Annotated in this window: 19 protein-coding genes and 1 tRNA gene; 6 read left to right on the forward strand and 14 right to left on the reverse strand. The window is 63.1% G+C overall.

Going from position 1 to position 23,843, the window contains the following annotated elements; genetic code table 11:
- Positions 1 to 83 precede the first annotated feature (83 nt).
- The 10 genes from ACI7M0_RS18755 to ACI7M0_RS18800 all read right to left on the reverse strand — a co-directional run bounded on the left by ACI7M0_RS18755 (position 84) and on the right by ACI7M0_RS18800 (position 11,759).
- Positions 84 to 1,214 carry a lactonase family protein gene (locus ACI7M0_RS18755; protein WP_256658270.1) on the reverse strand — a complete coding sequence of 377 codons (1,131 nt, stop codon included), beginning with the start codon at positions 1,212 to 1,214 and terminating at the stop codon, positions 84 to 86.
- A complete protein-coding gene (locus ACI7M0_RS18760) occupies positions 1,180 to 1,470 on the reverse strand; it encodes a DUF5629 family protein (RefSeq protein WP_020415640.1) in 291 nt (96 codons plus the stop codon). Before ACI7M0_RS18760 ends, ACI7M0_RS18755 begins: the two co-directional genes overlap by 35 nt.
- 63 nt (positions 1,471 to 1,533) lie before the next feature.
- The gene (locus tag ACI7M0_RS18765; RefSeq protein ID WP_129933422.1) at positions 1,534 to 3,909 is read right to left on the reverse strand and encodes an RND family transporter; all 2,376 of its coding nucleotides are present in this window, start codon (positions 3,907 to 3,909) and stop codon (positions 1,534 to 1,536) included.
- A 20-nt stretch (positions 3,910 to 3,929) separates the two neighbouring features.
- Positions 3,930 to 4,970: a YCF48-related protein gene (locus tag ACI7M0_RS18770; protein WP_129933412.1), complete on the reverse strand. Its 1,041-nt coding sequence runs from the start codon at positions 4,968 to 4,970 to the stop codon at positions 3,930 to 3,932.
- A 271-nt stretch (positions 4,971 to 5,241) separates the two neighbouring features.
- Positions 5,242 to 7,899, reverse strand: coding sequence for an aminopeptidase N (gene pepN / locus ACI7M0_RS18775; protein WP_129933410.1), 2,658 nt, complete (start codon positions 7,897 to 7,899; stop codon positions 5,242 to 5,244).
- 13 nt (positions 7,900 to 7,912) lie between these two features.
- Complete coding sequence (locus ACI7M0_RS18780; RefSeq protein WP_129933408.1) at positions 7,913 to 8,743, reverse strand: DUF2797 domain-containing protein; 831 nt, start codon at positions 8,741 to 8,743, stop codon at positions 7,913 to 7,915.
- Positions 8,740 to 9,000 (reverse strand): YeaC family protein, encoded by a 261-nt coding sequence (locus ACI7M0_RS18785; RefSeq protein WP_003247224.1) that lies wholly within the window; start codon positions 8,998 to 9,000, stop codon positions 8,740 to 8,742. Before ACI7M0_RS18785 ends, ACI7M0_RS18780 begins: the two co-directional genes overlap by 4 nt.
- 13 nt (positions 9,001 to 9,013) lie before the next feature.
- Positions 9,014 to 9,901 carry a rhomboid family intramembrane serine protease gene (locus ACI7M0_RS18790; RefSeq protein ID WP_129933404.1) on the reverse strand — a complete coding sequence of 296 codons (888 nt, stop codon included), beginning with the start codon at positions 9,899 to 9,901 and terminating at the stop codon, positions 9,014 to 9,016.
- A complete protein-coding gene (locus tag ACI7M0_RS18795) occupies positions 9,898 to 10,869 on the reverse strand; it encodes a metallophosphoesterase (RefSeq protein WP_010953024.1) in 972 nt (323 codons plus the stop codon). The genes ACI7M0_RS18790 and ACI7M0_RS18795 overlap by 4 nt, the downstream gene beginning before the upstream one ends.
- Positions 10,869 to 11,759, reverse strand: a complete 891-nt coding sequence (locus ACI7M0_RS18800) for an NAD(+) kinase (protein ID WP_003247220.1) — start codon at positions 11,757 to 11,759, stop codon at positions 10,869 to 10,871. Before ACI7M0_RS18800 ends, ACI7M0_RS18795 begins: the two co-directional genes overlap by 1 nt.
- Between ACI7M0_RS18800 and ACI7M0_RS18805 the strand changes: the two genes are divergently transcribed.
- Entirely contained in the window at positions 11,758 to 12,780 is a 1,023-nt protein-coding gene (locus tag ACI7M0_RS18805) for a DUF1853 family protein (RefSeq protein ID WP_129933402.1), read from the forward strand. The two genes, ACI7M0_RS18800 and ACI7M0_RS18805, sit on opposite strands and share 2 nt — an antisense overlap.
- Before the next feature lie 224 nt (positions 12,781 to 13,004).
- The gene (locus ACI7M0_RS18810; RefSeq protein WP_129933400.1) at positions 13,005 to 13,550 is read left to right on the forward strand and encodes a cytochrome b; all 546 of its coding nucleotides are present in this window, start codon (positions 13,005 to 13,007) and stop codon (positions 13,548 to 13,550) included.
- Here the strand turns inward: ACI7M0_RS18810 and ACI7M0_RS18815 are convergent.
- Positions 13,541 to 14,434: a 1-aminocyclopropane-1-carboxylate deaminase/D-cysteine desulfhydrase gene (locus ACI7M0_RS18815; protein WP_129933398.1), complete on the reverse strand. Its 894-nt coding sequence runs from the start codon at positions 14,432 to 14,434 to the stop codon at positions 13,541 to 13,543. The genes ACI7M0_RS18810 and ACI7M0_RS18815 overlap by 10 nt on opposite strands.
- Positions 14,435 to 14,700: 266 nt before the next feature.
- A complete protein-coding gene (locus ACI7M0_RS18820; protein ID WP_129933396.1) occupies positions 14,701 to 16,737 on the reverse strand; it encodes an NADPH-dependent 2,4-dienoyl-CoA reductase in 2,037 nt (678 codons plus the stop codon).
- A 326-nt stretch (positions 16,738 to 17,063) separates the two neighbouring features.
- Here ACI7M0_RS18820 and ACI7M0_RS18825 point away from each other — a divergent pair, with 326 nt between their 5' ends.
- From ACI7M0_RS18825 to ACI7M0_RS18840, 4 genes are all read left to right on the forward strand, one after another.
- Positions 17,064 to 18,296 (forward strand): TULIP family P47-like protein, encoded by a 1,233-nt coding sequence (locus ACI7M0_RS18825; protein ID WP_256658269.1) that lies wholly within the window; start codon positions 17,064 to 17,066, stop codon positions 18,294 to 18,296.
- Positions 18,297 to 18,321: 25 nt separating this feature from the next.
- Positions 18,322 to 19,965, forward strand: a complete 1,644-nt coding sequence (locus tag ACI7M0_RS18830; RefSeq protein WP_020193110.1) for a TULIP family P47-like protein — start codon at positions 18,322 to 18,324, stop codon at positions 19,963 to 19,965.
- A 188-nt stretch (positions 19,966 to 20,153) separates the two neighbouring features.
- Entirely contained in the window at positions 20,154 to 21,272 is a 1,119-nt protein-coding gene (locus ACI7M0_RS18835) for a nitrilase-related carbon-nitrogen hydrolase (protein WP_129933420.1), read from the forward strand.
- Positions 21,273 to 21,276: 4 nt separating this feature from the next.
- Positions 21,277 to 22,317 (forward strand): AraC family transcriptional regulator, encoded by a 1,041-nt coding sequence (locus tag ACI7M0_RS18840; RefSeq protein WP_129933392.1) that lies wholly within the window; start codon positions 21,277 to 21,279, stop codon positions 22,315 to 22,317.
- A gap of 290 nt (positions 22,318 to 22,607) precedes the next feature.
- Here the strand turns inward: ACI7M0_RS18840 and ACI7M0_RS18845 are convergent, their stop codons facing one another.
- The gene (locus ACI7M0_RS18845) at positions 22,608 to 23,426 is read right to left on the reverse strand and encodes a DUF2242 domain-containing protein (RefSeq protein ID WP_104962270.1); all 819 of its coding nucleotides are present in this window, start codon (positions 23,424 to 23,426) and stop codon (positions 22,608 to 22,610) included.
- Between the two features lie 200 nt (positions 23,427 to 23,626).
- Positions 23,627 to 23,703 (reverse strand) — tRNA-Asp (locus ACI7M0_RS18850).
- Positions 23,704 to 23,843: the final 140 nt, after the last annotated feature.

Consider the following 23,843-nt stretch of genomic DNA (forward strand, 5'->3'; position numbering starts at 1 on the left):
CAGGACCGGCCCTTTCGCGGGTAAATCCACTTCTTGCAGGGTGTGTCTGGCCAGTTCGCCTATGGGCGAACCCTCCCAACCCCTTAATCGATAAACTTCAGGTCCGAAGGCGCGTCCTGCGCCATGGTCTGCACGGTCTCCCCCAACTTGCCAGTCAAGAGATCACGGCGCATGACCACGATCTGGTTGCTCTTCTGGTTGGCCACCAGCAGGAAATTGCCGCTAGGGTCCAGGGCAAACTCGCGGGGGTGGTCACCTTCCACGGAGCGGCGCTGCACGAACGTCAACTGGCCGTCATTCTTGCCAACCGCAAACACCAGGATTTCATTCGCCGTGCCACGGTTACTCACGTACAGGAAACGGCCGTCCGCCGACAGGTGCAGGCCTCCCGCTGCCTTGGCCGCTGCATCCTGCTGCTCGGTCAGCGGCAGGCGTTGGCGCTCAAGCAAAGCAGCGTCCTCGACGTCGAACATCACCACTTCGCCACTCATTTCCAACGTCAGGTAAGCGTGCTGGCCCTTGGCGTCGAACAGCAGGTGACGGGGCCCACTGCCTGGCGGCAAGGCCACCGAGGCCGGGATTGCCGGGCTCAACGGTTTGTCCACACTGGCGCCGTCGTAGCGGTAGATGAATACCTTGTCTGCGCCCAAGTCGCAGGCATAGACATGCTGGCCATCGGGCGACAGCACCAGTGCATGCACATGGGCACCGGCCTGGCGCTCGGGGTTGACGCCACTCGCCTTGTGCCGGGCCTGTTGCACCACGGCCTTGAGCTTGCCGTCCCTGGCCACCGGGATTACCACCAGGCTGCCGCCGGGGTCAGGCTTGACCGCGTAGTTGGCCACGAACAGATAACGCTGGTCACGACTGAGGCTGGCGTGAGTCGGTTCGTCACCTTGGGTGGCCACCTGGTTGAGCGGCTTGATTTCGCCCTTCGTGCTGACGCTGAAACTGCTGGCATGGCCACCCGGGGTTTCATTGACCACGAACAGCTGGCGCTGGTCGGCCGACAGCACAAGCCAGGAAGGATTGACGCTCTTGACCACTTGTTGCGGTGTGGGCTCAATGCGGCCGGCCTTGTCGTCGAACAGGTAGCGGTAGATACCCTGGCTGGCGCCATCGGTGTAGCTGCCCACCAGCAACGTCGAGGCGTGGGCGTGGATAGTCAGGCTCATCAGGCTAGCGGTCAGCAGGGTCGTCCAGGTCCGGTTCATCTTGGTCATCATCCGGGGCGCGAAAGGCACTCATACAGACTAGCCGATGCGCGCCGTTGGCATCGTCGAGTTGCCACTCGTCTCCGGTGGCGATGGCGGCAGCGATTTGCTCAGGGGTGAACGACCAGCGACGCAATTGGCGGCCGTCCATGCATTCCACAGTGAGGCCGGCTTCATCAACGGTGAAATCGAAGGCGTGCAGGCCGTCGATCAAAAGCATATCGCAGGACTGCAGGGCGGTAGCGAGGGGGGACATAGGGGTACCCATCTGAAATGAGCTGGCAGTATAACCGGGGGGCCGCAATGCGGCCCCCTCCAATCAATGGGCGAAGATCGACCCACCCTCCTTGCCCACCATCTTCTCAGGCTTGATCAGGAACCGCGCCAATGCCGGTAGCAGCCACAGCGCACCAAACATGTTCCAAAGCAGCATGAAGGTCAGCATCAGGCCCATGTCCGCCTGGAACTTGATCGCCGAGAAGATCCAGGTGCATACGCCAATGGCCAGGCACAGCCCGGTGAACAGCACCGCCTTGCCGGTCGAGCGCAGGGTCTGGTAATACGCCTCCTGCAACGGCAAACCGGCACGCAGGAAGCTTTCCAGGCGGCTGTAGATATAGATGCCATAGTCCACGCCAATGCCCACCCCCAACGCCACCACTGGCAAGGTCGCCACCTTCACCCCGATACCCATGTAGGCCATCAGCGCGTTGCCCAGCACCGAGGTCAGCACCAGGGGCAGCACGATGCACAGCGTGGCGGCGAACGAGCGGAAGGTGATCAGGCACATCACGGCCACGCAGATGTACACCAGGATCAGGATGGTCAGCTCGGCCGACTTGATCACTTCGTTGGTCGCAGCCTCGATACCAGCGTTGCCCGCCGCCAGCAGGAACTGCAGGCCTTCCTTGTCATGGCTGTCGGCAAATGCCTTGGCCACGGCGGTGACGCGCTCCAGCGTTTCAGCCTTGTGGTCATTGAGAAACACCAGCACGGGTGCCAATGAGCAGTCGCCGTTGTAAAGGCCGTCGGCCCGGGCGATGGAGTTGTTGAGGATGTCCGGGTTGCGCGACAGGGTTTCCCATTTCAGGCTGCCCTCGTTCATGCCCTTGATCACCTGCTTGGAAACGGTGACCAGGGAAATCGCCGACTGCACGCCTGGGGTGTTTTCCATGGTCCACATCAGCTCGTCGATCGGCGCCATGGTCGAATGGACCGAGCACTTCTCCGACGGCGTCTTGACCATGATCACCAGCACATCGGAACTGGTCGAGTAGTTGCTGATGATGAAGTTGTTGTCCTGGTTGTAGCGCGAGTCGGGGCGCAGCTCCGGTGCGCCCTGGTCGAGGTCGCCGATCTTCAGGTTCTGGCTGTACCACAGGCCACCGGCGAAGGCGAGCAGCGCCAGCACCACCGACACCGGCGCCACCTTGGCACTGGCGAAGTTCGACAACAGGCGCCAGAACGGGTGCTCGGAGGTCGCGTCTTTCTTGCTGCGCTCGATGGCCTTCTTGCTGATGCCGACATAGGAGATGGCCACCGGCAACAGGATCAGGTTGGTGAACACGATCACCGCCACGCCGATGGAGGCGCCGATGGCCAGTTCGCGAATCACCCCGATGTCGATGATCAGCAGGGTAATGAAGCCCACTGCGTCGGCAAGGATGGCGATCATTCCCGGCAGGAACAACTGACGGAATGTGCGCCGGGCAGCGGTGAGGGCGTTGTCGGCATCACTCGACTGCAGGGCGATGCCGTTGATCTTCTGCACCCCGTGGGAAATGCCGATGGCGAAGATCAGGAACGGCACCAGCATCGAGTACGGGTCCAGGCCAAAGCCCACCGCATGCATCAGCCCCAGTTGCCAGACCACCGCCACCAGCGTGGTGATGAGCACGGCGACAGTGCTGCGGATGCACCAGGTGAACCAGTACAACAACACCAAGGTGATCACCAGAGCGACGCCGAAGAACATCGCCACCATTACCAGGCCATCGATCAGGTCACCGACCTTCTTGGCAAAGCCGACGATGTGGATTTTTACATTGGGGTTCTGCGCCTGGAACTTGTCACGGATCTTCTCTTCCAGCAGGTGAGAGAACTGCTGATAGTCCAGCTTCACCTGTTTGCCCGGGTCCTGCGGGTCGGGGTAGCTCTCCAGCAGCGGCACGTCGACGATGCTGGACTTGAAGTTGTTGCCTACCAGGCGCCCCACCTGGCCTGACTTGAGCACGTTGTCGCGCAGGGTATCGAGGCTGTCCTGCGACCCGTTGTAGGTGTTAGGGATGACCTCGCCACCGGAAAAACCCTCTTCGGTGACCTCGCTCCAGCGCACGCTGGGGCTCCACAGTGACTTCAGCCCGGCCCGGTCGACACCGGGGATGTAGAACACCTCGTCATGGATCTGACGCAGGGTCTCCATGTAGTCCTTGTCGAAGATGTCACCGTTCAGCGCCTCCACCGAGATGCGCACGGTGTTGCCGAGGTTGGCCAGGTCGTTGCGGTGCTCCATCATCTGCTCGATGAACGGGTGCTGCAGCGGGATCATCTTCTCGAAGCTGGTGGACGGGCGAATCTGCGTGGCCTGCCAGAACAGGAAAATGCTGACCAGCACGCACAGGGCGATGACCACTGGGCGGTTGTTGAAGATCAGGCGTTCGAGCAGCGTGGCTTTATCCTGGTGATGCGGGTGCATGGTAATGCTCTCCCTGCTGGTCATGGGCGCACCTCCGGAGCAGGCTGATCAGCCCCTTCGGCGCTGGCCAGGTGCACACCACCCTGCCCCACCAGCAGCAGGCCGCCGTTGGCCAGGCCACTGACGCCGGCCAGGGCCAGGCGGTCGGCGCGGTTGTACACGCTGAAGGTCTGGCCGTCGTCCGTGCTGCGCAGCACGCTGCCACCATTGCCGACCAGCACCAGGGTGCCATCATCGACAAGCGTAGCGCCTGCCAGGCCGAACTCCAGGGTACCGCGTGCGGCCTTGAGTTCGATCGGCTGCCAGTTGTCACCGAAGTCGCTGGAGCGGAACAGGTTGCCGCGAAGGCCGTAGGCCAGCAGGGTCTGCGGCCTGGCGGTGCCGATCACGCCGAACAGCGAGCCCTCGTAGGGGCTCTGGACCTTGGCCCAGGTCTGGCCGTTGTCGGTGGAGCGGAACATGCCGCCCTGCTCACCCACGATGAACAGGCCGGCATCGCGCACTTGGGCGATACCGTTCAGGTGCAGCTGGTCCGGGTTGTCCAGCCGCTCGGCCACATCCTGCCAGTGCTGCCCACCATCGGTGGTTTCCAGCAAGGCACCATAGGCCCCCACGGCAAAGCCGTGCTGGGCGTCGAGGAAGGTGACATCGAGCAAGGGTGCTTCACGGGCGAGGTCTTCGAACTGCTTGCTCCAGGTGGCGCCGCCGTCGGTGCTGGCGAGGATCTGCGCGTCATGGCCGACGGCCCAGCCACGCTTGTCGTCGAGGAAAAACACGGCAGTGAGCAATTGCCGGGTGGGTACCCGAGCCTGGGTCCAGGTACTGCCCTGGTCGTCGGAGAACAGAATGTGGCCGCGATCACCCACCACCACCAGGCGCTTGCCGGCATGGGTGGCGTCGATCAACAGGCTTTGGCTGGCCTTGGCCGATTCGGTGGAGTATTGGTCGGCTGCTGCGGCCTGGGCGCTGTCGGCCCACACCCCCAATGCCAGTGCCAGCATCGCGCTGGCTGCCCATGGCCAGGCACCACGCCTGGCTGGCGTACGCAACTGTTCCCTCATGACTGCCCCCTTGTTGTGTTCTTGTTGGTGGGTCAATGCATTGCAGGCTTTGCAAAAAGCCTGATCTAGAGGCCTGCAATAGCTTGAGGGGATCGTAGCGGGGATGTTTGCGGGAGTACAACGGGCGGGGTGTTATGTTTTGTTGTCGGCCGGGGAAAGCCGGGGCCGCTGGGCGGCCCTTCGCGGGTAAACCCGCCCGACAAAGGTTACATCCCCCTGTAGGAGCGGGTTCACCCGCGAAGGGCTGCAAAGCAGCCCCAATTCACAAGAATTACGCCAGACTCTTGCTCACAACCTCATACACATCACTGGACAACTCACCCGAAGCCAGAATGCGCTCCAGCTCACCCTTCATCAGCGCCTGACGCGCATCGTCATACTTGCGCCAGCGTGTCAGCGGCGCCAGTTGCCGCGAGGCAATCTGCGGATTCAGCGCATTCAGCTCGATCACCAGGTCCGCCAGGAAGCGATACCCGGAGCCATCGGCAGCATGGAAATTGACCAGGTTCTGCCCGGCAAAGGCACCGATCAGTGCACGCACCTTGTTCGGGTTCTTCAGGGTGAAGGCCGGGTGCTGCATCAACGCCTTGACCCGCGCCAGCCCGCCCGGCAGCGTGCTGGCCGCCTGCACGCTGAACCATTGGTCCATGACCAGCGGGTTGTCCTTGAAGTGCTCGGCAAACGCCGCCAGCGCTTTGGCGCGCTCGGCCTCGAACGGCGAGTTGACCAGTACCGCCAGCGCGGTAAGGCGCTCGGTCATGTTGTCGCAGTGCTCGAACTGCTCCAGGGTCGCGTCCAGCACCTGTTGCTTGCCACTCTGCATCAGGTACGACAGGGCGATGTTCTGCAGGCTGCGGCGGGCAAAGTGCTCGGCCGAGGCCACATAGGCAGTGCTGCGCGACACTTCACGGTTGGCCTGGTAACGCGCCCACAGGGCGTCGAACAGGTGTTCGGCGATCTGCTGGCGTGCGAACTCGCGGGCGGCGTGGATGGCGTCCACGTCGGCCACCTGGCTGATCTCGGTAAGGTACGCCTCACCTGGCAGCGAGAGCATTTCGGCCACCATGGCAGGGTCCAGCGATACATTGCCCAGCACAGTGCCCAGGGCGGTGATCAGGCGCTGGTCGAGCTTCAGGGCTTCGCCGCGTTGATGCTGGCCGATCAGTTCCTGCAGTACCTGCACCGACAGCTGCTGGCCCGCTTCCCAGCGGTTGAAGCCGTCGCTGTCGTGCTGCATCAGGAACATCAGCTGGTCGCGGTCATACGGGAAGCTCAGCTTCACCGGGGCGCTGAAGCCACGCAGCAGCGACGGCAGCGGCTTGGCCTGGATGCCCTGGAAGGTGAAGGTTTGCTCGGCTTCGGTTACCGACAGCACGCGGCTGGTTCCTTGAGCAGCGTCTTCGCCAGCCAGTTGCAGCGGCAGGTCGTTGCCGGCGGCATCCAGCAGGCCCAGCTCCACCGGGATCACGAACGGCAGTTTCTCGGCCTTGTCCGGGGTCTGCGGGCAGCTCTGGCGGAACGTCAGGCTGTAGGTCTGCGCGGCGGCGTCATACGCCTCGCTGACCTCCAGGCGTGGGGTGCCCGCCTGGCTGTACCAGCGCTTGAACTGGGTAAAGTCGACGCCGTTGGCGTCTTCCATGGCCTTGATGAAGTCGTCGGTGGTTACCGCCTGGCCATCATGACGTTCAAAGTACAGGTCGCTGCCCTTACGGAAGCCTTCGCTACCCAACAGGGTACGGACCATGCGCACCACTTCGGCCCCCTTCTCGTAGACGGTCAGGGTGTAGAAGTTGGAGATTTCGATGAAGCTTTCCGGGCGCACCGGGTGGGCCATGGGGCCGGCGTCTTCGGCGAACTGGTGGGTGCGCAGGTAGGCGACGTCTTCGATGCGCTTGACCGTGCGCGAGTTCATGTCGGCACTGAACTCGGCATCGCGGAATACCGTGAAGCCTTCCTTCAGCGACAGCTGGAACCAGTCACGGCAGGTGACACGGTTGCCCGACCAGTTGTGGAAGTACTCGTGGGCGACCACCCCTTCGACGCGCTGGTGCGCAGCATCGGTGGCGGTTTCGGCACGGGCCAGCACACAGCTGGAGTTGAAGATGTTCAGGCCCTTGTTTTCCATGGCGCCCATGTTGAAGTCATTGACCGCAACAATCATGAAGATGTCCAGGTCGTACTCGCGGCCATAGACTTCTTCGTCCCAGCGCATGGACTTTTTCAGGCTGACCATGGCGTGGTCGCACTTGTCGATGTTCTCGGGCTCGACGTAGATGCGCAGGGTCACCTCACGGCCGGACTGGCGGGTGAAGCTGTCTTCAACGCACCACAGGTCACCAGCCACCAGGGCGAACAGGTAGGCCGGCTTCATGAACGGGTCTTCCCAGGTCGCCCAGTGGCGGCCATCTTCGGCCGGCCCGCTGCCGATCGGGTTACCGTTTGACAGCAAGACCGGGTAGCGATGCTGCTCGGCGATGACCGTGGTGGTGAAGGTGCTCATCACGTCCGGGCGGTCGAGGTAGTAAGTGATCTTGCGGAAGCCCTCGGCCTCGCACTGGGTGCAGAACATCCTGCCCGACTTGTACAGGCCTTCCAGGGCGGTGTTGCTTTCCGGGTGGATCTTCACGCTGGTATCGAGGGTGAAGCGCTCGGCCTTGGGCTGCACGGTCAGGCTGTCGGCGTCGAGCTGGTAGTCGCCTGGCTGCAGTTCCTGGTCATCCAGCGAGGCGCGCAGCAGTTCCAACTGCTGGCCATCGAGTTCCAGTGGCGGCAGGCCGGCACCGCGTGCCGGGTTGCGGCGCATGACCAGTTGCGCGTGAACCAGCGTGTGGTCCTCGAACAGCTCGAAGGTCAGGTGCGTCTCGTCGATCAGGTACTCCGGCGCCTGGTAATCCTTGAGGTAGATCACTTGCGGTTGTTCGGTACGCATGTGCAGGTCCTTTTTACTGGAGCACGGCCAACTGGTAGGCCGTGTACTTGCGAATATTGATCACACCGGTGTCGAAGATCAGGTACTGGCCCTTGATGCCCAGCAGCGTGCCCTCGGCCACCGGGTCCTTGTCGAGGTTGAAGCTGACAATCTTCTTCGGGTACGCCTCGACCGGGTAGTTCATCTGCACCACTTCGGCGTCCGGCAGCGGCTGGATCGCCTGCAGGCCAAAGCGCCCCTGCAGCTCGCGCAGGCCGTCGGCGCAGGCTTCGAAGACCTGCTCCCGGATGGCCGGCAGGTCGAGCACCTCGGCATCGCCCTTGAGCAGCGCGCGCCAGTTGGTCCGGTCCGGCACCTGGCTGCGCAGCACGTCTTCGACCAGGCCCGATTGCTGCCGGGTGGCCACGCGCATGATCGGCAACGCCTGGCTGGCGCCCTGGTCGAGCCAGCGGGTAGGCAGTTGGGAGGCACGGGTGATGCCGACCTTGATCCCCGACGAATTGGCCAGGTAGACGACGTGGTCGGTCATGCAGAACTGTTCGCCCCACGACGGTTCGCGGCAGGTGCCGGCGTCGTAGTGGCATTTTTCCGGGGCCATGATGCACACGTCGCACTGGGCCAGCTTGGTCATGCACGGGTAGCAGTAACCCTGGCTGAAGCTGGTCTTGGTGCGCTTGCCGCAATGGCTGCAATGAATGGCGCCGAGGTATTCCAGGCGCAGGCGCTGGCCGATCATGGGGTTGACCGGCACCTGGGTGTCATCCAGGCGGAAGCTGTACTGCACCACCGGTGCCTGCAGGCTTACGGCCATCTTGCTCAACGAGCCACGTGCGAGTTCGATCAATGTACCGAGTCCGACTTGAACAGAATGTTGGCGATGGGCGCGGACTTCGACGCACATTCCTGTGGGCCCATGTAGCCGGTGCGCTGGTCTTCGGGCAGGTTCTTCATCTCCCAGGCGATGACCGCCTGCAGCGACAGCTCTTTCTGCTCGGCGGTGAGCTTGCGGCCGTCGGACCATTTGCCGATTTCCACCGCCAGTTTCAGGCTCTGGTAGATTTCCGGGGTGATGTTTTCAATCATTTGCGCGAAAGTGGACATAGTGTCTCCTGATTCAAGCCGACAGTTTACGCCGGGCCAGCGCCCCACCCAAGAGCCCGGTCAGGCATCCGATGAGCAGCCCGCCGACGTGGGCGGCATTGGCGATCTGGCCAAGGCCGAGCGTGCCGACCACGCCGGTCAGGCATACCACCAGCCAGATCAGCATCATCACCAGCACGCCCTTGGGCAGGTTGAAGTAACGGTCGGGCGCCAGCCACTGGTACAGCCAGATATGCCCGAGCAGGCCGTACAGCACGCCGGACAGGCCGCCAAACAGGCTCGGCCCGCTGGTGTAGTGCTGGGCCAGGTTGGAGACCAGGCTGAACAGCAGGGTCAGGCCCAGCAACGCCCACGGGCCCTGGCGTAGTTCGATGCGTTTGCCCAGCTCCCAGTACCACAGGCTGTTCATGGCCAGGTGCAGCACACCGAAATGCAGCAGCATGGGCGATACCAGGCGCCACCACTGGCCTTCATCCAGGCTTTGCGCCAGCGAGGTGAAGTACAGGTAGTCGCCCTGGACACGGAAGTCGAGGAAGGTGAACCAGCTGATGGTGGTGAAGTTGTCACCAAGGCCCGTAAGGCCGGCGACGATGAAGCACAGCAGCAGGGTCAGGGTGGTGATCTTGCAGGTCTTGGCCTGGGCTACCAGGGAAGGTTGTGTGGGGGCATTCGCGGGTGACCCCGCCCCTACAGGGTCGGCAGTGGTCGGCAGGTCAGCGTTGCCGTCGGGGTAGCGCTGGTAAAGCTGCAGCACATCTTCGGCCAGGGTGTCGGGGGCCCAGAGGACCTGGGCATCACCCTCCTCGCTGACCCGGTGCGGCACCTGCAGGCGTTGCAACAGGTGGACGAAGCCGCTGAGGTCGACCGACAGCGGCAGGCGCATCACTTCGATAATGTTCATTGGTTGGCCTGTGGGCGGTCGACGTCGACCCAGACGAACTTGTGTGGGTCTATACGGGTTTCATCATCCAGCCGGTAGGCGACCAGCTTGCCGTAGAGCACGGCGCTGTAGTCCAGGCAGGCCAGGTTGGCGCGGATCGGTGCCGGTCGGCCGCTGCGCCAGTAATGCCCGACGAACAGCATCGGCTGGTCTTCGTCATAACGCAGCAAGGCGTTCTTCTGACTGTGGCTGAGCGGGGTGCTGGCCACTTCCTCGGGCAGGGCATCGGGCTGGAACACGATGTCACCGTAGGTTTTCGGGTCTTCTTCCCAGAACTTGGTGCGGAAAAACGCGCGGGTCAGGCCGTCGCCGCCGGTCAGCGTCAGCCCGTCCGGCAGGCGCATGTCGGTACCGCGCAACAGGCGGTTGCACACCGTGTCGGCAAAACTGCCACTGACCGCCGAGGCCTGGATGAAGTGCTCATCGATGCGGCCGTCGGGGTATTGCTGGCGCAGCGGCTCGATCAGCCGCGGGTCCCAGCAGGCGTGCACCAGACGGAAGCGTCCGGCGTCGATGAACAGCGGCAGCTGGTAGAACCAGTTGACGAAATCGTGCCAATCGCCGGGGTGCTGGGCAAACTGGGTCAGGGTTTCGTCGATCAGCCGGGCATGCCGCGGCGTGTGTTCGCGGACATAGGCCTTGCCGCTGCCAGGCAGCGCCGGGGTGACCCAGCCCAGGGCATTGTATTCGTGGTTGCCCATGATGCAGAACGCCTGGCCGGCTTCGACCATGTCGTGGACGATGTGCAGCGCCTCGCGAATGCGTGGCCCGCGGTCGACGATATCGCCAAGGAACAGCGCCTGACGTCGCGGGTGGCGCCACACGCCGGCCACGCGCTTGTATCCGAGGGCGTCGAGCAGGCGTTCAAGGGTCAGTGCACAGCCGTGCACGTCGCCGATGATGTCAAAACTTCGCGCCGGATCGAGCATCAGTCGTCACTGCTCCCCAGGCGGCTGCCCCAACCCAGTTTGGTGCGGCAGACCTCGTAGTAATTGTGGTCCAGCGGGTGGATCAGGCGCAGCTTCTGCGGCTTCTTGCTGACCGTGATGGTGTCGCCGGGGGCACAGGTGAAGTGGTTCTGGCCGTCACAGGACACCTGCGGGTAGATCTGCAGGTCCTTGGACACCACGATTTTCAGCTCGCTGTTGCCGTCGACTACGATCGGCCGGCCCGACAAGGTGTGCGGGTACATCGGCACGATGACGATGGCATCGAGCTTGGGGTGCATGATCGGGCCGCCGGCCGACAGCGCATAGGCGGTGGAGCCGGTGGGGGTGGCGACGATCAGGCCGTCGGCCTTCTGGCTGCAGACGAACTGGCCGTCGATGTAGATCTCGAACTCGATCATGCGCGTGGACTTGCCCGGGTGCAGTACCACGTCGTTCAGCGCATCGCCCTGGCCGATGGCCTCGTGGTGGCGACGCACCTCGGCCTGCAACAGGAAACGGTTTTCTACCAGGTAGTGGCCGTCGAGCACTTCGGCGACCTTCTGTTCCAGCTCGTCGGGACGAATGTCGGTGAGAAAACCCAGGTTGCCGCGGTTGATACCCAGCACCGGAATGTTGTGCCGGGCCAGCGCGCGGGCAGCACCCAGCAGGCTGCCGTCGCCGCCGACCACGATGACCAGGTCGCAGACCTCGCCCAGCAGCTTGCGGGTGGACGTCTGCAAGCCATGGCCGGGCAGCACTTCGGCAATGGTGTCCTCAAGGATCACGTGCAGGTGGCGATCGAGGAGGAATTTTTTCAGTCGGCGAATGGTGTCGAGCACCTGCGAGCTGCCAAGGCGACCGATGATACCGATATTGCGAAATTGCTCCATGGGGCTCCTGCAAGGCTCTGCGGCGGGTGACGATGCGCCGATTATGGGCGAAACCACCGGGCAGCGGCAAACCGGCTATGCTCGCAGGATGACGCCATTCGCCCAGCTTCACGACCTGCCCCGACAACTGCAGCACTCCACCGTGCGTGACCTGGCATGGGCCTTGTTGTCGCCGCCCCTGCTCAGCGCCCCACCCTGCCCCCAGCGACACCCGCTGGCGGGCAGCCTGTGGGCGCAGCAGCCGCAACGCCTTGAACAATGGTTGCGGGCCCTGGATGCCGATGACCGACCGTTGCGCGCGTGGCTGGCGCAATTGGGCAGCCGGCGCCTGGGGCATTACTACGAACGCCTGTGGCAATTTGCCCTGGGCCAGGCGCCAGGCATCGAGCTGCTGGCCGCCAACCTGGCGATTCGCGACGGCGGGCACACCCTGGGCGAGCTCGACGTGGTGCTGCGCGACCGCGACGGCGTGCACCACCTGGAACTGGCGATCAAGCTGTACCTGGGCCCGGAAGACGCCGGGCACGATCCCCATGCCTGGCTGGGGCCAGGTTGCCATGACCGGCTGGGGACCAAGCTTGCGCACCTGGCGGGGCACCAGTTGCCCATGTCCAAGGGAGCGCACAGCCGTCAGGCGCTGGCGCAGCTAGGGGTGGAGCAGGTGCAGGCGCAAATGTGGCTGGGTGGTTACCTGTTCTATCCACGGCCTGGGCATGCCGAGGCGCCGGAGGGCGCCAACCCGCAACATTTGCGCGGGCGCTGGCTTCGTCGGCGGGACTGGGTGATGGCCGAAGGCGAGCGTTGGCAGCCGCTGCAGCGGCATGCCTGGCTGGCGCCGGCAAGGGTGGAGTCAGGTGAGTGCTGGCAGGCGGAGCAGTTTGCGGCGTGGCTGCATGTGCTGGAGCAGCAGGCACCGGCGCACTTGCTGGTACGACTGGTGCCTGATGCCGATGGTGCTTGGCAGGAGGCAGAGCGGGTGTTTCTGGTGGGTGATGACTGGCCGTATCTGCCCGGTAACTGATGTCGCCTGTTCCGGCCCCTTCGCGGGCACGCCCGCTCCCACAGGTACTGCACAGGCTTCCAAGACTGTGCAGTACCTGTGGGAGCGGGCGTGCCCGCGAAGAGGCCGGTGGCTGGCAACACAATTTTCACAGACCTGGCGCAAAGATCTGTTTCCGGTAGCCATTAAAATGACTCCTGAGCGCCAGCAAGAGCGCCATTCAGACCTGATGACGAGGACCAATCATGGTTTCATCCCCCACCACCACCCATTACGCACGCCTGTCCATCGCCCTGCATTGGCTGATGCTGGTGCTGCTGGCCGCTGTCTATGCCCTCATCGAATTGCGTGGCCTGTTCCCCAAGGACAGCGCCGAACGCAACCTGATGAAGGACCTGCACTTCATGCTCGGGCTCAGCGTGTTCGTGCTGGTCTGGCTGCGCCTGGCCATGCGCCTGAGCCGCCCGACTCCGCCCATCGTGCCCAAACCACCGGCCTGGCAGACCGGCCTGGCGCACCTGATGCACCTGGCACTGTACCTGATGATGATCGGCCTGCCGCTGGCCGGCTGGCTGATCCTCAGTGCCGCCGACAAACCGGTGCCGTTCTTTGGCCTGGAACTGCCCCATCTGATCGGCCCGAACGCGGACCAGGCCAAGTTCATCAAAGGTTGGCATGAGCGTATTGGCAGCTGGGGCTACTGGCTGATCGGCCTGCATGCACTGGCCGGGCTTTACCACCACTATGTGCAGCGCGACAACACGCTGTTGCGCATGCTGCCCTACAAGTAACCGCGTCGCCCCTGCAGGCCCCCCGTGTGTACGAAGATCAGGCGGCTGCCGGGCTTGAACAGCCCGGCAGCGACCTGATCACGCAAGGCCAGCAGAGCCTTGCCGGTATAGAGGGCTTCGAGCGGCACGCCAGTGCGCTGCTCGCAGTCGGCGATGAACGTCAGTAGCTCATCGTCGAACTTCCCGAAACCGCCACGGCAGGCGTCGTGTAGCTGGTAGCCGTGCGTGCCGGCCAGTGCTGCCACCGTCTCCGGCACCCCATGATCCCTGGGCACTGCCAGCGCGCCATGTACGGCATGTGCACCCGCCTCGGCCAGTACAAGGCCGGCCAAGGTAGTCCCCGTTCCGGCAGCCAGCCACCAGGCGTCATGGTCCGACCAGCCCAATCCCGCGATCTGCGCGCGCGCCTGCTGCATGATCAGCGCGCAGCCCTGCGCACCGGCCAGCCCGCCGCCCCCTTCGGGGATGCAGTGCCAGCCTGGGTAGCGGGCCTGCCAGGGGGCCCAGAAGCCTGGTTGGTTACGCGCACGGTAGCCGCCGTAGCCTAGCCAATGCAGTTCCATGCCCAGCGCCTGCAGGTCACGCACGGTTGGCGTGTCCTGGGCATGGCCGCGTAACAGGCCGACGGTGGCGAAGCCGAAACGCTTGCCGGCAGCGGCCAAGGCGTGCAGATGGTTGGAATGGTTACCGCCGAGGCTGATCAGGCCTGGAGCATTGCTGGCGCCGGCCTGTTGCAGGTGGTGGCGTAGTTTGAACCACTTGTTGCCGCTGATCAGCGGGTCGATCAGGTCCAGGCGCAGAATGGCGGCCTGGACCTGGGCTTGTTCCAGCCAGGGCAAGTTCAGAAATTGCAGCGGTGCTTGGGGGAGGTCGAATACATGCATGGATCGCAGTTTACAGGGTAATCCCGCACGCGCTTGTAATCGATGACCTGCCCCCGCCGAGGCATCACAGTGCCAGGGTGGACGCGCATCAGTGGTTCGACACATGCATCGACGGCCCGGTATAGACCGTCGTAGGAGCGGGTTCACCCGCGAAAGGGCCGGGCCTGCTGGCCAAATTCCACCCGCCGTTCACCGTTGCCGCCACCACCGTATTCGCGGGCATGCCCCACACGTGCAGGTGTCGGGTTCACGCAGCCCCGACAACCTCAGAGCTCAGCCGCCAACCGCGAGCCTTGGTTGATCGCCCGCTTGGCATCCAGCTCGGCCGCCACATCCGCGCCACCAATCAGGTGCACCGACTGCCCCGCCGCCACCAGCCCTTCCTGCAGCTCGCGCAGCGGATCTTGCCCGGCACAGATCACCACGTTATCCACCGCCAGCACCTGCGGCTCGCCGCCGTCCACACGAATGTGCAGGCCGGCATCGTCGATACCCAGATACTCGACACTGTTGAGCATCTGCACCCCCTTGTTCTTCAACCCGGTGCGGTGAATCCAGCCGGTCGTCTTGCCGAGCCCGTCGCCCACCTTGGATTTCTTGCGCTGCAACAGGTACACCTGCCGCGCCGGAGCATGCGGCTCGGCCTTGATCCCGGCCACGCCACCTCGCGCCTGAAGATGGGTATCGATGCCCCACTCTTTCCAGAATGCCGCTCGGTCCTGACTGGTGGCCACGCCCTGATGCACCAGGTACTCGGACACATCGAAGCCGATACCTCCCGCGCCAATCACGGCCACCGACTTGCCCACCGGCTTGCGCTCGAGCAGCACGTCCAGGTAGCTGAGCACCTTGGCATGCTCCACGCCCGCGATGTCCGGGGTACGCGGGGCGATGCCGGTAGCCAGGATGATTTCATCAAAGCCGCCGCCCACCAGTGCCTGCACATCGACGCGGGTATTCAGGCGCAGGTCGACGCCCGTGCTTTTGACCTTGTTGCGGAAGTAACGCAGCGTTTCAAAGAATTCTTCCTTGCCCGGCACCCGCTTGGCCACGTTGAACTGGCCACCGATTTCGCTGGCGGCGTCAAACAGGGTCACCGCGTGGCCCCGCTCGGCCGCTACGGTGGCCGCCGCCAGGCCAGCCGGGCCGGCGCCAACCACGGCAATGCGCTTCACCGTACGTACAGGCAAGTAGTTGAGTTCGGTCTCGTGGCAGGCCCGCGGGTTGACCAGGCAACTGGTCAGCTTGCCGCCGAAGGTATGGTCCAGGCAGGCCTGGTTGCAGCCGATGCAGGTGTTGATTTCATCCGCGCGACCGGCAGCGGCCTTGTTGACGAAGTCCGGGTCGGCGAGAAACGGTCGGGCCATCGAGACCATGTCCGCATCGCCCTCGGCCAGCACCGCCTCGGCCACTTCCGGGGTGTTGATGCGGTTGGTGGTGATCAGCGGAATGCTCACCACGCCGCGCAACTTGGCGGTGACTTTGCTGAAGGCCGCACGCGGCACTTTGGTGGCGATGGTCGGAATGCGCGCCTCGTGCCAGCCGATTCCGGTGTTGATCAAGGTAGCGCCGGCCTGCTCGATGGCCTTGGCCAGCAGCTCGATCTCGTCCCAGGTGCTGCCCCCCTCGACCAGGTCGAGCATCGACAGGCGGAAGATGATGATGAAGTTAGGCCCTACCGCACCGCGTACCCGGCTGACGATTTCCACTGCCAGGCGCATGCGGTTTTCATAACTGCCGCCCCAGCGGTCGGTGCGGTGGTTGGTGTGCGCGGCGAGGAACTGGTTGATGAAGTAACCTTCCGAACCCATGATCTCGACACCGTCGTAACCGGCACGCTGAGCCAGTACCGCGCAGTTGACGAAGTCGGCGATCTGCTTCTCGATGCCCGCCTCATCCAGCTCTTTGGGCTTGAACGGGTTGATCGGCGCCTGGATCGCGCTAGGTGCCACCTGCCGTGGGCTGTAGGCGTAGCGCCCGGCATGCAGGATCTGCAGGCAGATCTTGCCACCGGCGGTGTGCACCGCCTCGGTGACGATACGATGCTTTTCGGCCTCTTCCTCGGTACTGAGCTTGGCCGCACCGGAATACACCCCACCTTCATCGTTGGGCGCAATGCCGCCAGTGACCATCAGGCCAACGCCACCGCGGGCGCGCTCGGCGAAGTAAGCTGCCATGCGCTCGAAGCCGCCGGGGCGCTCTTCGAGGCCGGTGTGCATCGAGCCCATCAGGGTGCGGTTGCGCAAGGTGGTAAAGCCCAGGTCCAGCGGAGCAAGCAGGTGCGGGTAGCGGTCGGCGGCCATGGAAAGGTCCCCTGATGGCGTGATCACGGAATGCGGGCACCTCACTGGGTGGCGGGCCCCGTCGTTTGTCTGCCTGCGACATTAAACAGCCGTTTGAATTGCCTCAATGATCAAAACTGACAAGTTAATGATCGTGATGAACAGCAGAGGCAGCGACTGTCGGGAAGGCTCCAGAACTTCAGCGCTATAAGGTTCGCCTGGCTTGATCGCCAAACAGTCTCCCCGCGCATTTGCCAGACAACGCGGCTCTGCCAGACTCTTCAAGCACGTTTGATCATCCACCCATGGAACGTGGCGCCTACTCAGTGCGCCCGGAGGGTTCGCTCATGCTGACAAAAGGATGGGACACCATCAGCATCGTTCGCCAGGACAACGTGAACAGTGACCTGGCAGCCAGCTGGAACCGCCTCGACCACGAATTTTCCTACACCTCGGATGAAGGCTACGCCTGCCACGGGGTGTTCGACTGCTGGTCGGTCATCAACGGTGGCGGCGGTCGCTTGCTGCGCCTGCGCATGCCTATACGCTCAGGTTTTTTCGAGGCCAGTGGTACCAGCCGCTCGCTGGCCGGCGCGGTTGCCATCATCGAGGTCACCCTGTCGCTGTTGCCACAAGGCAACGGCCAGGTGCAGTTGAAGTCGGCCTTCCTGCACAAGGCCGGAGCCACTCAACCCCTGCAGGGCGACGAAGGCGGCTGGCTGCGCGGCATCACCCTGCAAGACCCCGACGGTTCGCTAGGTCCTTTCGCCTCCGTGGTGCTGGACTGCATCTGCAACTACCTGGTCGAGCATCCCCTACAGTTCACCCATACCTTCGCGACCATCAACTTCAGCAAAGCCACTGCCCCGGAATGGGCCAGACCGCGAAAATGTACCTATGCGTACCTCGATTCAGGTTTCCTGGCGATCATGGCCGTATGTACCGAACGCGACATCAGTGGGCTGCCACTGGATATCGATGTGTCGGGCATCAGCCAGGGTGGACAGTCGAGCTACGTGCTGTCTCCACGCATGGTCCTGGAGCATCTGGTACTGCCCGGGCTGCTTCAGCTTTACCAGGGTGCCACGGCGCAGGACTACCGCTTCGACAATACGCAAATGGTCAACATACCGACCTTGCGCATGAAGGCCATCAAATCAGGAGCGATCTGGTACACCCCCGTTGTCTTCGCCGGTTGCAACCCTGCACGAATGCTCGGTGACTTCATCACCGTCGACTATAAGGGCGACTGTGACCTGCACGCAGGTATCGACATGAAGTGGAACGGCTGGCTGAGGATGAAGCTGGTGCTCGATGGCAACACCATCAACTTCGTCAAGCAATCGTCCGACTTCAGAAAGGAAGTGCATATTCCCTGGTACCTGGCCTGGCTCTCGCCCATCGTCAGCCTGATCACCCACATCGTCGCCGCTGTGATCTCCGATGACCTGATCAGCGCCATCGCCGCGCGTGGCGGCTCGGTCAAGGCCGACACCATCGATTGCGTGTCCTGGAGCAACGACACGCATACCGCTTCGTCGAGCTACCTCGCCGAGGCCCTTGTCATCAACTACGTGTGACCCCACCAACACAAGGAGCCGTATCATGAGCAATGAAAGCAAGGTCATGCTGTCCGGGTTTGCCCAGCCCATCTCGCTGCGCCTCGATCACCTCAATGAAACCGCGCGCCAGACCCTGCGCGAATCGCCCCTTTACCGCAACGCGGCGCTTGTACACAGTTCCGAAGACACCTTGCGCGCCGCGCAGCTACTGACCAATGCCGGAACACTGGCCAGTACGGTCACGACCAATGGCTGGGATACCGTGAGCATCTGCCGGGTCTCTGCGCTCAACCAGCGCATCGCCCTGGAAAAAACCTACCCCGCCAGCATAGACGCCGGGGTCGACAGCTTCTCGCTCAAGGCCGACTTCGACGCCTGGTCGATTACCACCGGCGGCGACGGACGCAACGTCAAGGTACGCATCCCCTTCGGCTCAGGGACATACAAGGGCCTGAACGGCAAAACCTACCAGGTCCAGGGAATGTCTGCGGATGTCTACGTCAAGCTCAGCTACTTCCCGGCACCCAATCCAGTATCGGCTGCAGACGGCACGTATGAACTGCAAGTCAACACCCAGGCAACGGACCCGGATGACCCGATCGCGGCGGTGATTGCCCTGAGGGACCCGAACAACGTCTTGAGCGGCATTGACCAGAGCGTGATGCGCGGCGTACTCGAAGACTGGCTGAACCAGCCCGAGAACCTGAAGAAGTTCGACACCCTGTTCAGTACCGTACTGATCAACAACATGGGCAAGGAAAGCGAGGAATTCAAATGGCTGCGGGCCACCTCCATGAGCTATGCCTATACCGACAAGAACAGTGAGGAAAGCAGCATCTTCGGGGTGCTGGCCATGACCAACGAGCGTGACTCCACGGGTTTGCCGAATCAGTTGCCTGCCGTGATGCTGGCTGCGGACAACAATGCCAACTTCCTCATCAGCCGGGAGATCTTCGTCAAGTACCAGTTGCTGGCGGCATTGCCGTTCATCTTCGAGGGTACCACCGAGGCCAACTTCACCCTGGATGCAGCGGGCACATCCATCACTGCCAACGACCTGAAGCTCGACAGCGTCAAGTTTGGAGCCATCACCTATCATCCCGTGGCCGAAAAGTTCGATATCAACTTCGACGAGTCCTATATCCGCACCGAATGCAAGGTACGCACCGATATTTCACCAGGTATCGTGGCCTATACCCGTATCGTCACCAAGCAGACGCTGCAACTGGGCGTCAACGACAAGGGCGAACAGGTGATGGTATATGCCATGGTCGGAGACCCGGATGTCCAGAACACGACAGACATCGCCACCTGGGTGATCGTCACCGAAGCCATTCTGGGCGCGATTGCCGCCGTAGCCACCGCGGTGGCTGGTGGCGTGGGCGGCAAGGTGATGGCGTTGATCGTCGGCATCATCGCAGCGTTGGTGGTGGCCATTGTCAGCATCGTCATCCACGTTATCATCGAGCGCGTGGTGGCGGGTGGGGTAACCAACAACATTCCGTCCATAGCGCCCATGGTCAAAGTGGCGGCGAACCAGGTCAAATGGCCATTCAGTGAACCGGATGCCTTTGTCCTGACCGACATCACCTACTCCGGTGCGCTGATATTCGGTGGCTCGCTGAAGTTGCTCGAGAAATTCTGCATCCAGGACAAACGTCTCGCCCTGGCGACGCTGGCCGCCTGACCCTGCCAACACAACCCCGGGCTCAACGCCCGGGGTTCGTTGCACGCCCATCGCCATTCCTTTGGTATGATCAAAAGTCGATTGTGCATGGATCCATGCAGTGCGCTGCTCAAACCGATCACAAGGCGCGAGATTGCGGCTGCATCGCTCCGTATGGCCACTCCACTTTTAGCGAATACCCACGCTTGATGCGAAAACTCCTGGCAAGCGCCCTGGCGCTGGTGATGATCGCCGCCCTCTGCGGCTATGGCTTCTGGACCCAACAGCGCCCGGAAGGCCACTACCTGTCCGACCTGCGCATCGAGCTGGCGCTTAACCATGGCGTGCCGGGCGAGCACGGCAACCTGCTCGGTGTCGAACCACTGCTGTACCCCGGCGACTATCAAAACCTGCAACGCCTGCACCGCAAGCTCGCAGCCTATCTGGAGCAAGCCCGCGCCCAAGGACTGGTGAACCCACGCACCGTGGTGGTGCTGCCGGAACACATCGGTACCTGGCTGTGGGCGCGCGGAGAGAAGAACGAGCTGTATCAAGTCACCCAGAGCCACGAAGCCCAACAATGGCTGGAACTGAGCAACCCGCTGCGTTATGGCCTCGCGGTTCTTGGCGCTGACGGCGACGACTGGCGCGCCGATGCGCACTTGCGCATGAAGGCCGAGCAGATGGCCGCAGACTACCAGCAGCTGTTCGGCGGCCTGGCCAAGGAATTTGGCGTGACCTTGGTGGCCGGTTCGATCGTGCTGCCCGAACCTTATGTGAAACAAGGCGTACTGCATACCGGCCGTGGCCCGCTGTTCAACAGCAGTGTGGTGTTTGCCGGAGACGGCTCGCTACTGGGGCAGCCCCAGCGCCAGCAATATCCCGACAGTGAAATGCGCCGCTACGTCCACCACGGCCGCCAGCACCCGCTGCAGGTCGTGCAGACCCCGGCCGGGCGCCTGGGGATACTGGTGGGCAGTGACAGCTGGTACCCGGAAAACCACCAGCAACTGACTGAACAAGCCGTACAACTGGTCGCCAACCCGGCGTTTCTCAGTGGCAAGGGCAGCTGGCAAGCACCCTGGCGGGGAAATCGCCATCAGGATGCCAGCGCCGGGCTGGCCTTGCAGCGCGGCGAAGTCAGTGAACAGACGGCTTGGCAACGCCTGACCGAAGTGGCCGGAACCGGCATCAGCAGCATGAGCGTGTTCATGCGCGGGCAGTTCTGGGAACAGGGCAGCGATGGCCAGGGCTTTGCTCGCCAGTCGGGAGCGTTGCTCGCCGGCACCCCCAGCCCAGGCGCCCGCCTGTTGAATGTGTGGTTGTAAGCCCATGGCCCGCCCCCGCGTGCGCCTGGGCGAACTGTCGGTTGGTTTTGTCCAGCCTTTGAGCGAAGCCCTGCGCGAGCTGGGCCACGACCCTGAACCATTGCTGCGCCGCTACGGCTTGGACGCGACCCGCCTGGGCGAAGCCGGCGCACGCCTGTCCATACCCCGCTACATGCACCTGGGCCACGCAGCCATCGAAATGAGTGGTGAGGCCGCTTTAGGTCTGCATATGGGGCGCCTCAGCCGGCTGGCGCATACGGGCCTGGCCGGGGTCACTGCGGCCCAGGCCCCCACCCTGGGTGAAGCCGCGCGTACCCTGCTGCGTTTCGAGCCGCTTTACGCGGCCAACTACCGCGGCCACTCCAGCTTTGAGGAAGATGCCCAGGGCGCCTGGCTGCGCTTCTATTCCATCAGCCCCTACAACGACTACAACCGCTTTGTGGTCGACTCACTGCTGGCCGGCTGGCTGGCCCAGTTGGCCGACCTTGCCGGCACCCCGGTGCAGGCCGAACGCCTGGAGATCGAGTTTGCCGCGCCCTCCTATGCCGCGCGCTATCAACCGCTTTGCAGCACGCCTGTGCATTTCGCCGCCGACGGCAATCAGCTGCGTCTGAGCCGCGCTACCTTGCAACTGGCCAACCCCGGGCATTGCCCGAGTACCTGGCAGCACCTGTTGCAGTTGTGCGAAGCAGAGCTGCTGCAGCGCACGCGGGTGCGCAGCCTGGGTGAGCGCATCACCCACCTGCTGGGCCCGCTGCTCAATGGCGGCCGTGAACCGGACCTGGAAGAAGTGGCGCTGCACTTGCAGCTACCAAGCTGGACCTTGCGCCGCAAGCTCGCGGAGGAAGGCACGCGCTTTCGCGACCTGCTCAACGAAACCCGGCGCGACCTGGCCGAGACCTACATCCGTGACACGGCGCTGGCCTTTGGCGAGATTGCCTATCTGTTGGGGTTTGCTTCGGCCGAGGCCTTCCAGCGCGCATTCAAGCGCTGGACGGGCCTCACGCCGGGGGAGTTCCGCCGCAGCCAGCGGCAGCCGGGCTAGAGTTCGGTGGCGTCGTCGGCCGGTTCCGGGGTGTCCAGTTCGTAAGCCTGGGTTTCGAGTAGTTCTTCCTGGTATTCATCCATTGCCCTGCGTCCTCTTTGCTCATTTTGCCTTTATAAGTATCGCCTTCAGCCTAAGCAGGTGGGATGAAGGGATGATGACAAGCTTATGAGTGGTAAACGTAGCAGGTGTTCAGAAAGTTATCGCGGGGCGTCTGTAACAGAGGATGTTTACAGCCTGAACCGGCCCTTTCGCGGGCTGCCGGCGAAAGGGCCGGTTCAGGCGACCCATCAAAGGGAGGGGGCGGCGGCCTCGGCCGGCTGGGCATCCTGCTGTACCTGAATGGGTGCAGCCTCCACCGGTGGGGCCACCGGCTGCGAACCCTGGCTGTCATCCACCACCGGCGCCGCTGCCGCCTCGCTGGCCGGGGCTACTCCCGCAGGTGCAGGCGTCGCTTCAACCAAAGGTGCAACTGCCGGGGCCGGCGCCACCGGGTTCGCCGCCGCCTGCTCCGGAAGCCCCAGGTCCACCGCCGGCTTTTCCACCTTGGGCGCCTCGACCTTGGCCTTTTCGACCTTCTTCGGCTTGGGCAGGTAGCTCTCCACCAAGGCGAAATAACGGTCATAGAACTGCGCCGCGGTCACCGTCTCACTGGCCACCTTGACCATCGAGTCGTCACTGGAGCCGATCGGCATCGACACCGAACCCAGCACCCCCACGCCCAGGCTGGCGGAGGTGTTGGACTTTTTCAGCGCATAGCGGTCCTGGAGGGCGTTGGCGAACATGGTCGAGCGCTGATCGTCGCTCACGTCCGGCGCACAGGTGACATTGAAGCTGATCTGCAGGTGGTTCTCGCTGTTTTGCTGAAAGCTCTTGTTACCCACCACCTGGTTGGCGCCGCTGCTGGTGATGATGTACCCCTGGCTGAGCAAAGCACGCCGGGCGGCCTCGCAAGAGCCAGCATCGCTCACCGGAAAACTGCGCGAGAAGGTACCCGAGTCATCGAAGTTCTCGTGCTCGTAGACGGCCGCTTTTTTCGAGGAACAACCGGTCACGCCCGCCAGCACCAGGGCCAGCCCGAGCGCACCAAAGACGGAAGATCTGGTCATTGCGGATTCCGGGTATGTCGGGAAAGTGCCTATTGTGCAACACAGCAGGCAGGCACAGGAACCGCTGGTCGGTGAAGAATCTGTCAGGTTGGTGTAAATCTGGGTAAAGGCAGGCACTTGCCAGGCGCACCAACGAAAAAAGCGACCCGAAGGTCGCTTTAACGTTGCGTCAAGGCGTTCATGGGGCCTTGAAGCGAAGATGGCGCAGCGGACGGGACTCGAACCCGCGACCCCCGGCGTGACAGGCCGGTATTCTAACCGACTGAACTACCGCTGCGTATCATTCAGGCTTGCGCCCGATTGAAACCTGGGTCTACCCTTCCGGCGCGATGGCCTCAGGGCAGGCACAAAAAAAGCGATAACGCGATCGCTTCTCTTGTGTTTGCTTCAAGGTGTTCTAGGGACCTTGAAACGAAG

Source organism: Pseudomonas sp. 10(2024), from assembly GCF_045164175.1.
GTDB lineage: Bacteria > Pseudomonadota > Gammaproteobacteria > Pseudomonadales > Pseudomonadaceae > Aquipseudomonas > Aquipseudomonas alloputida.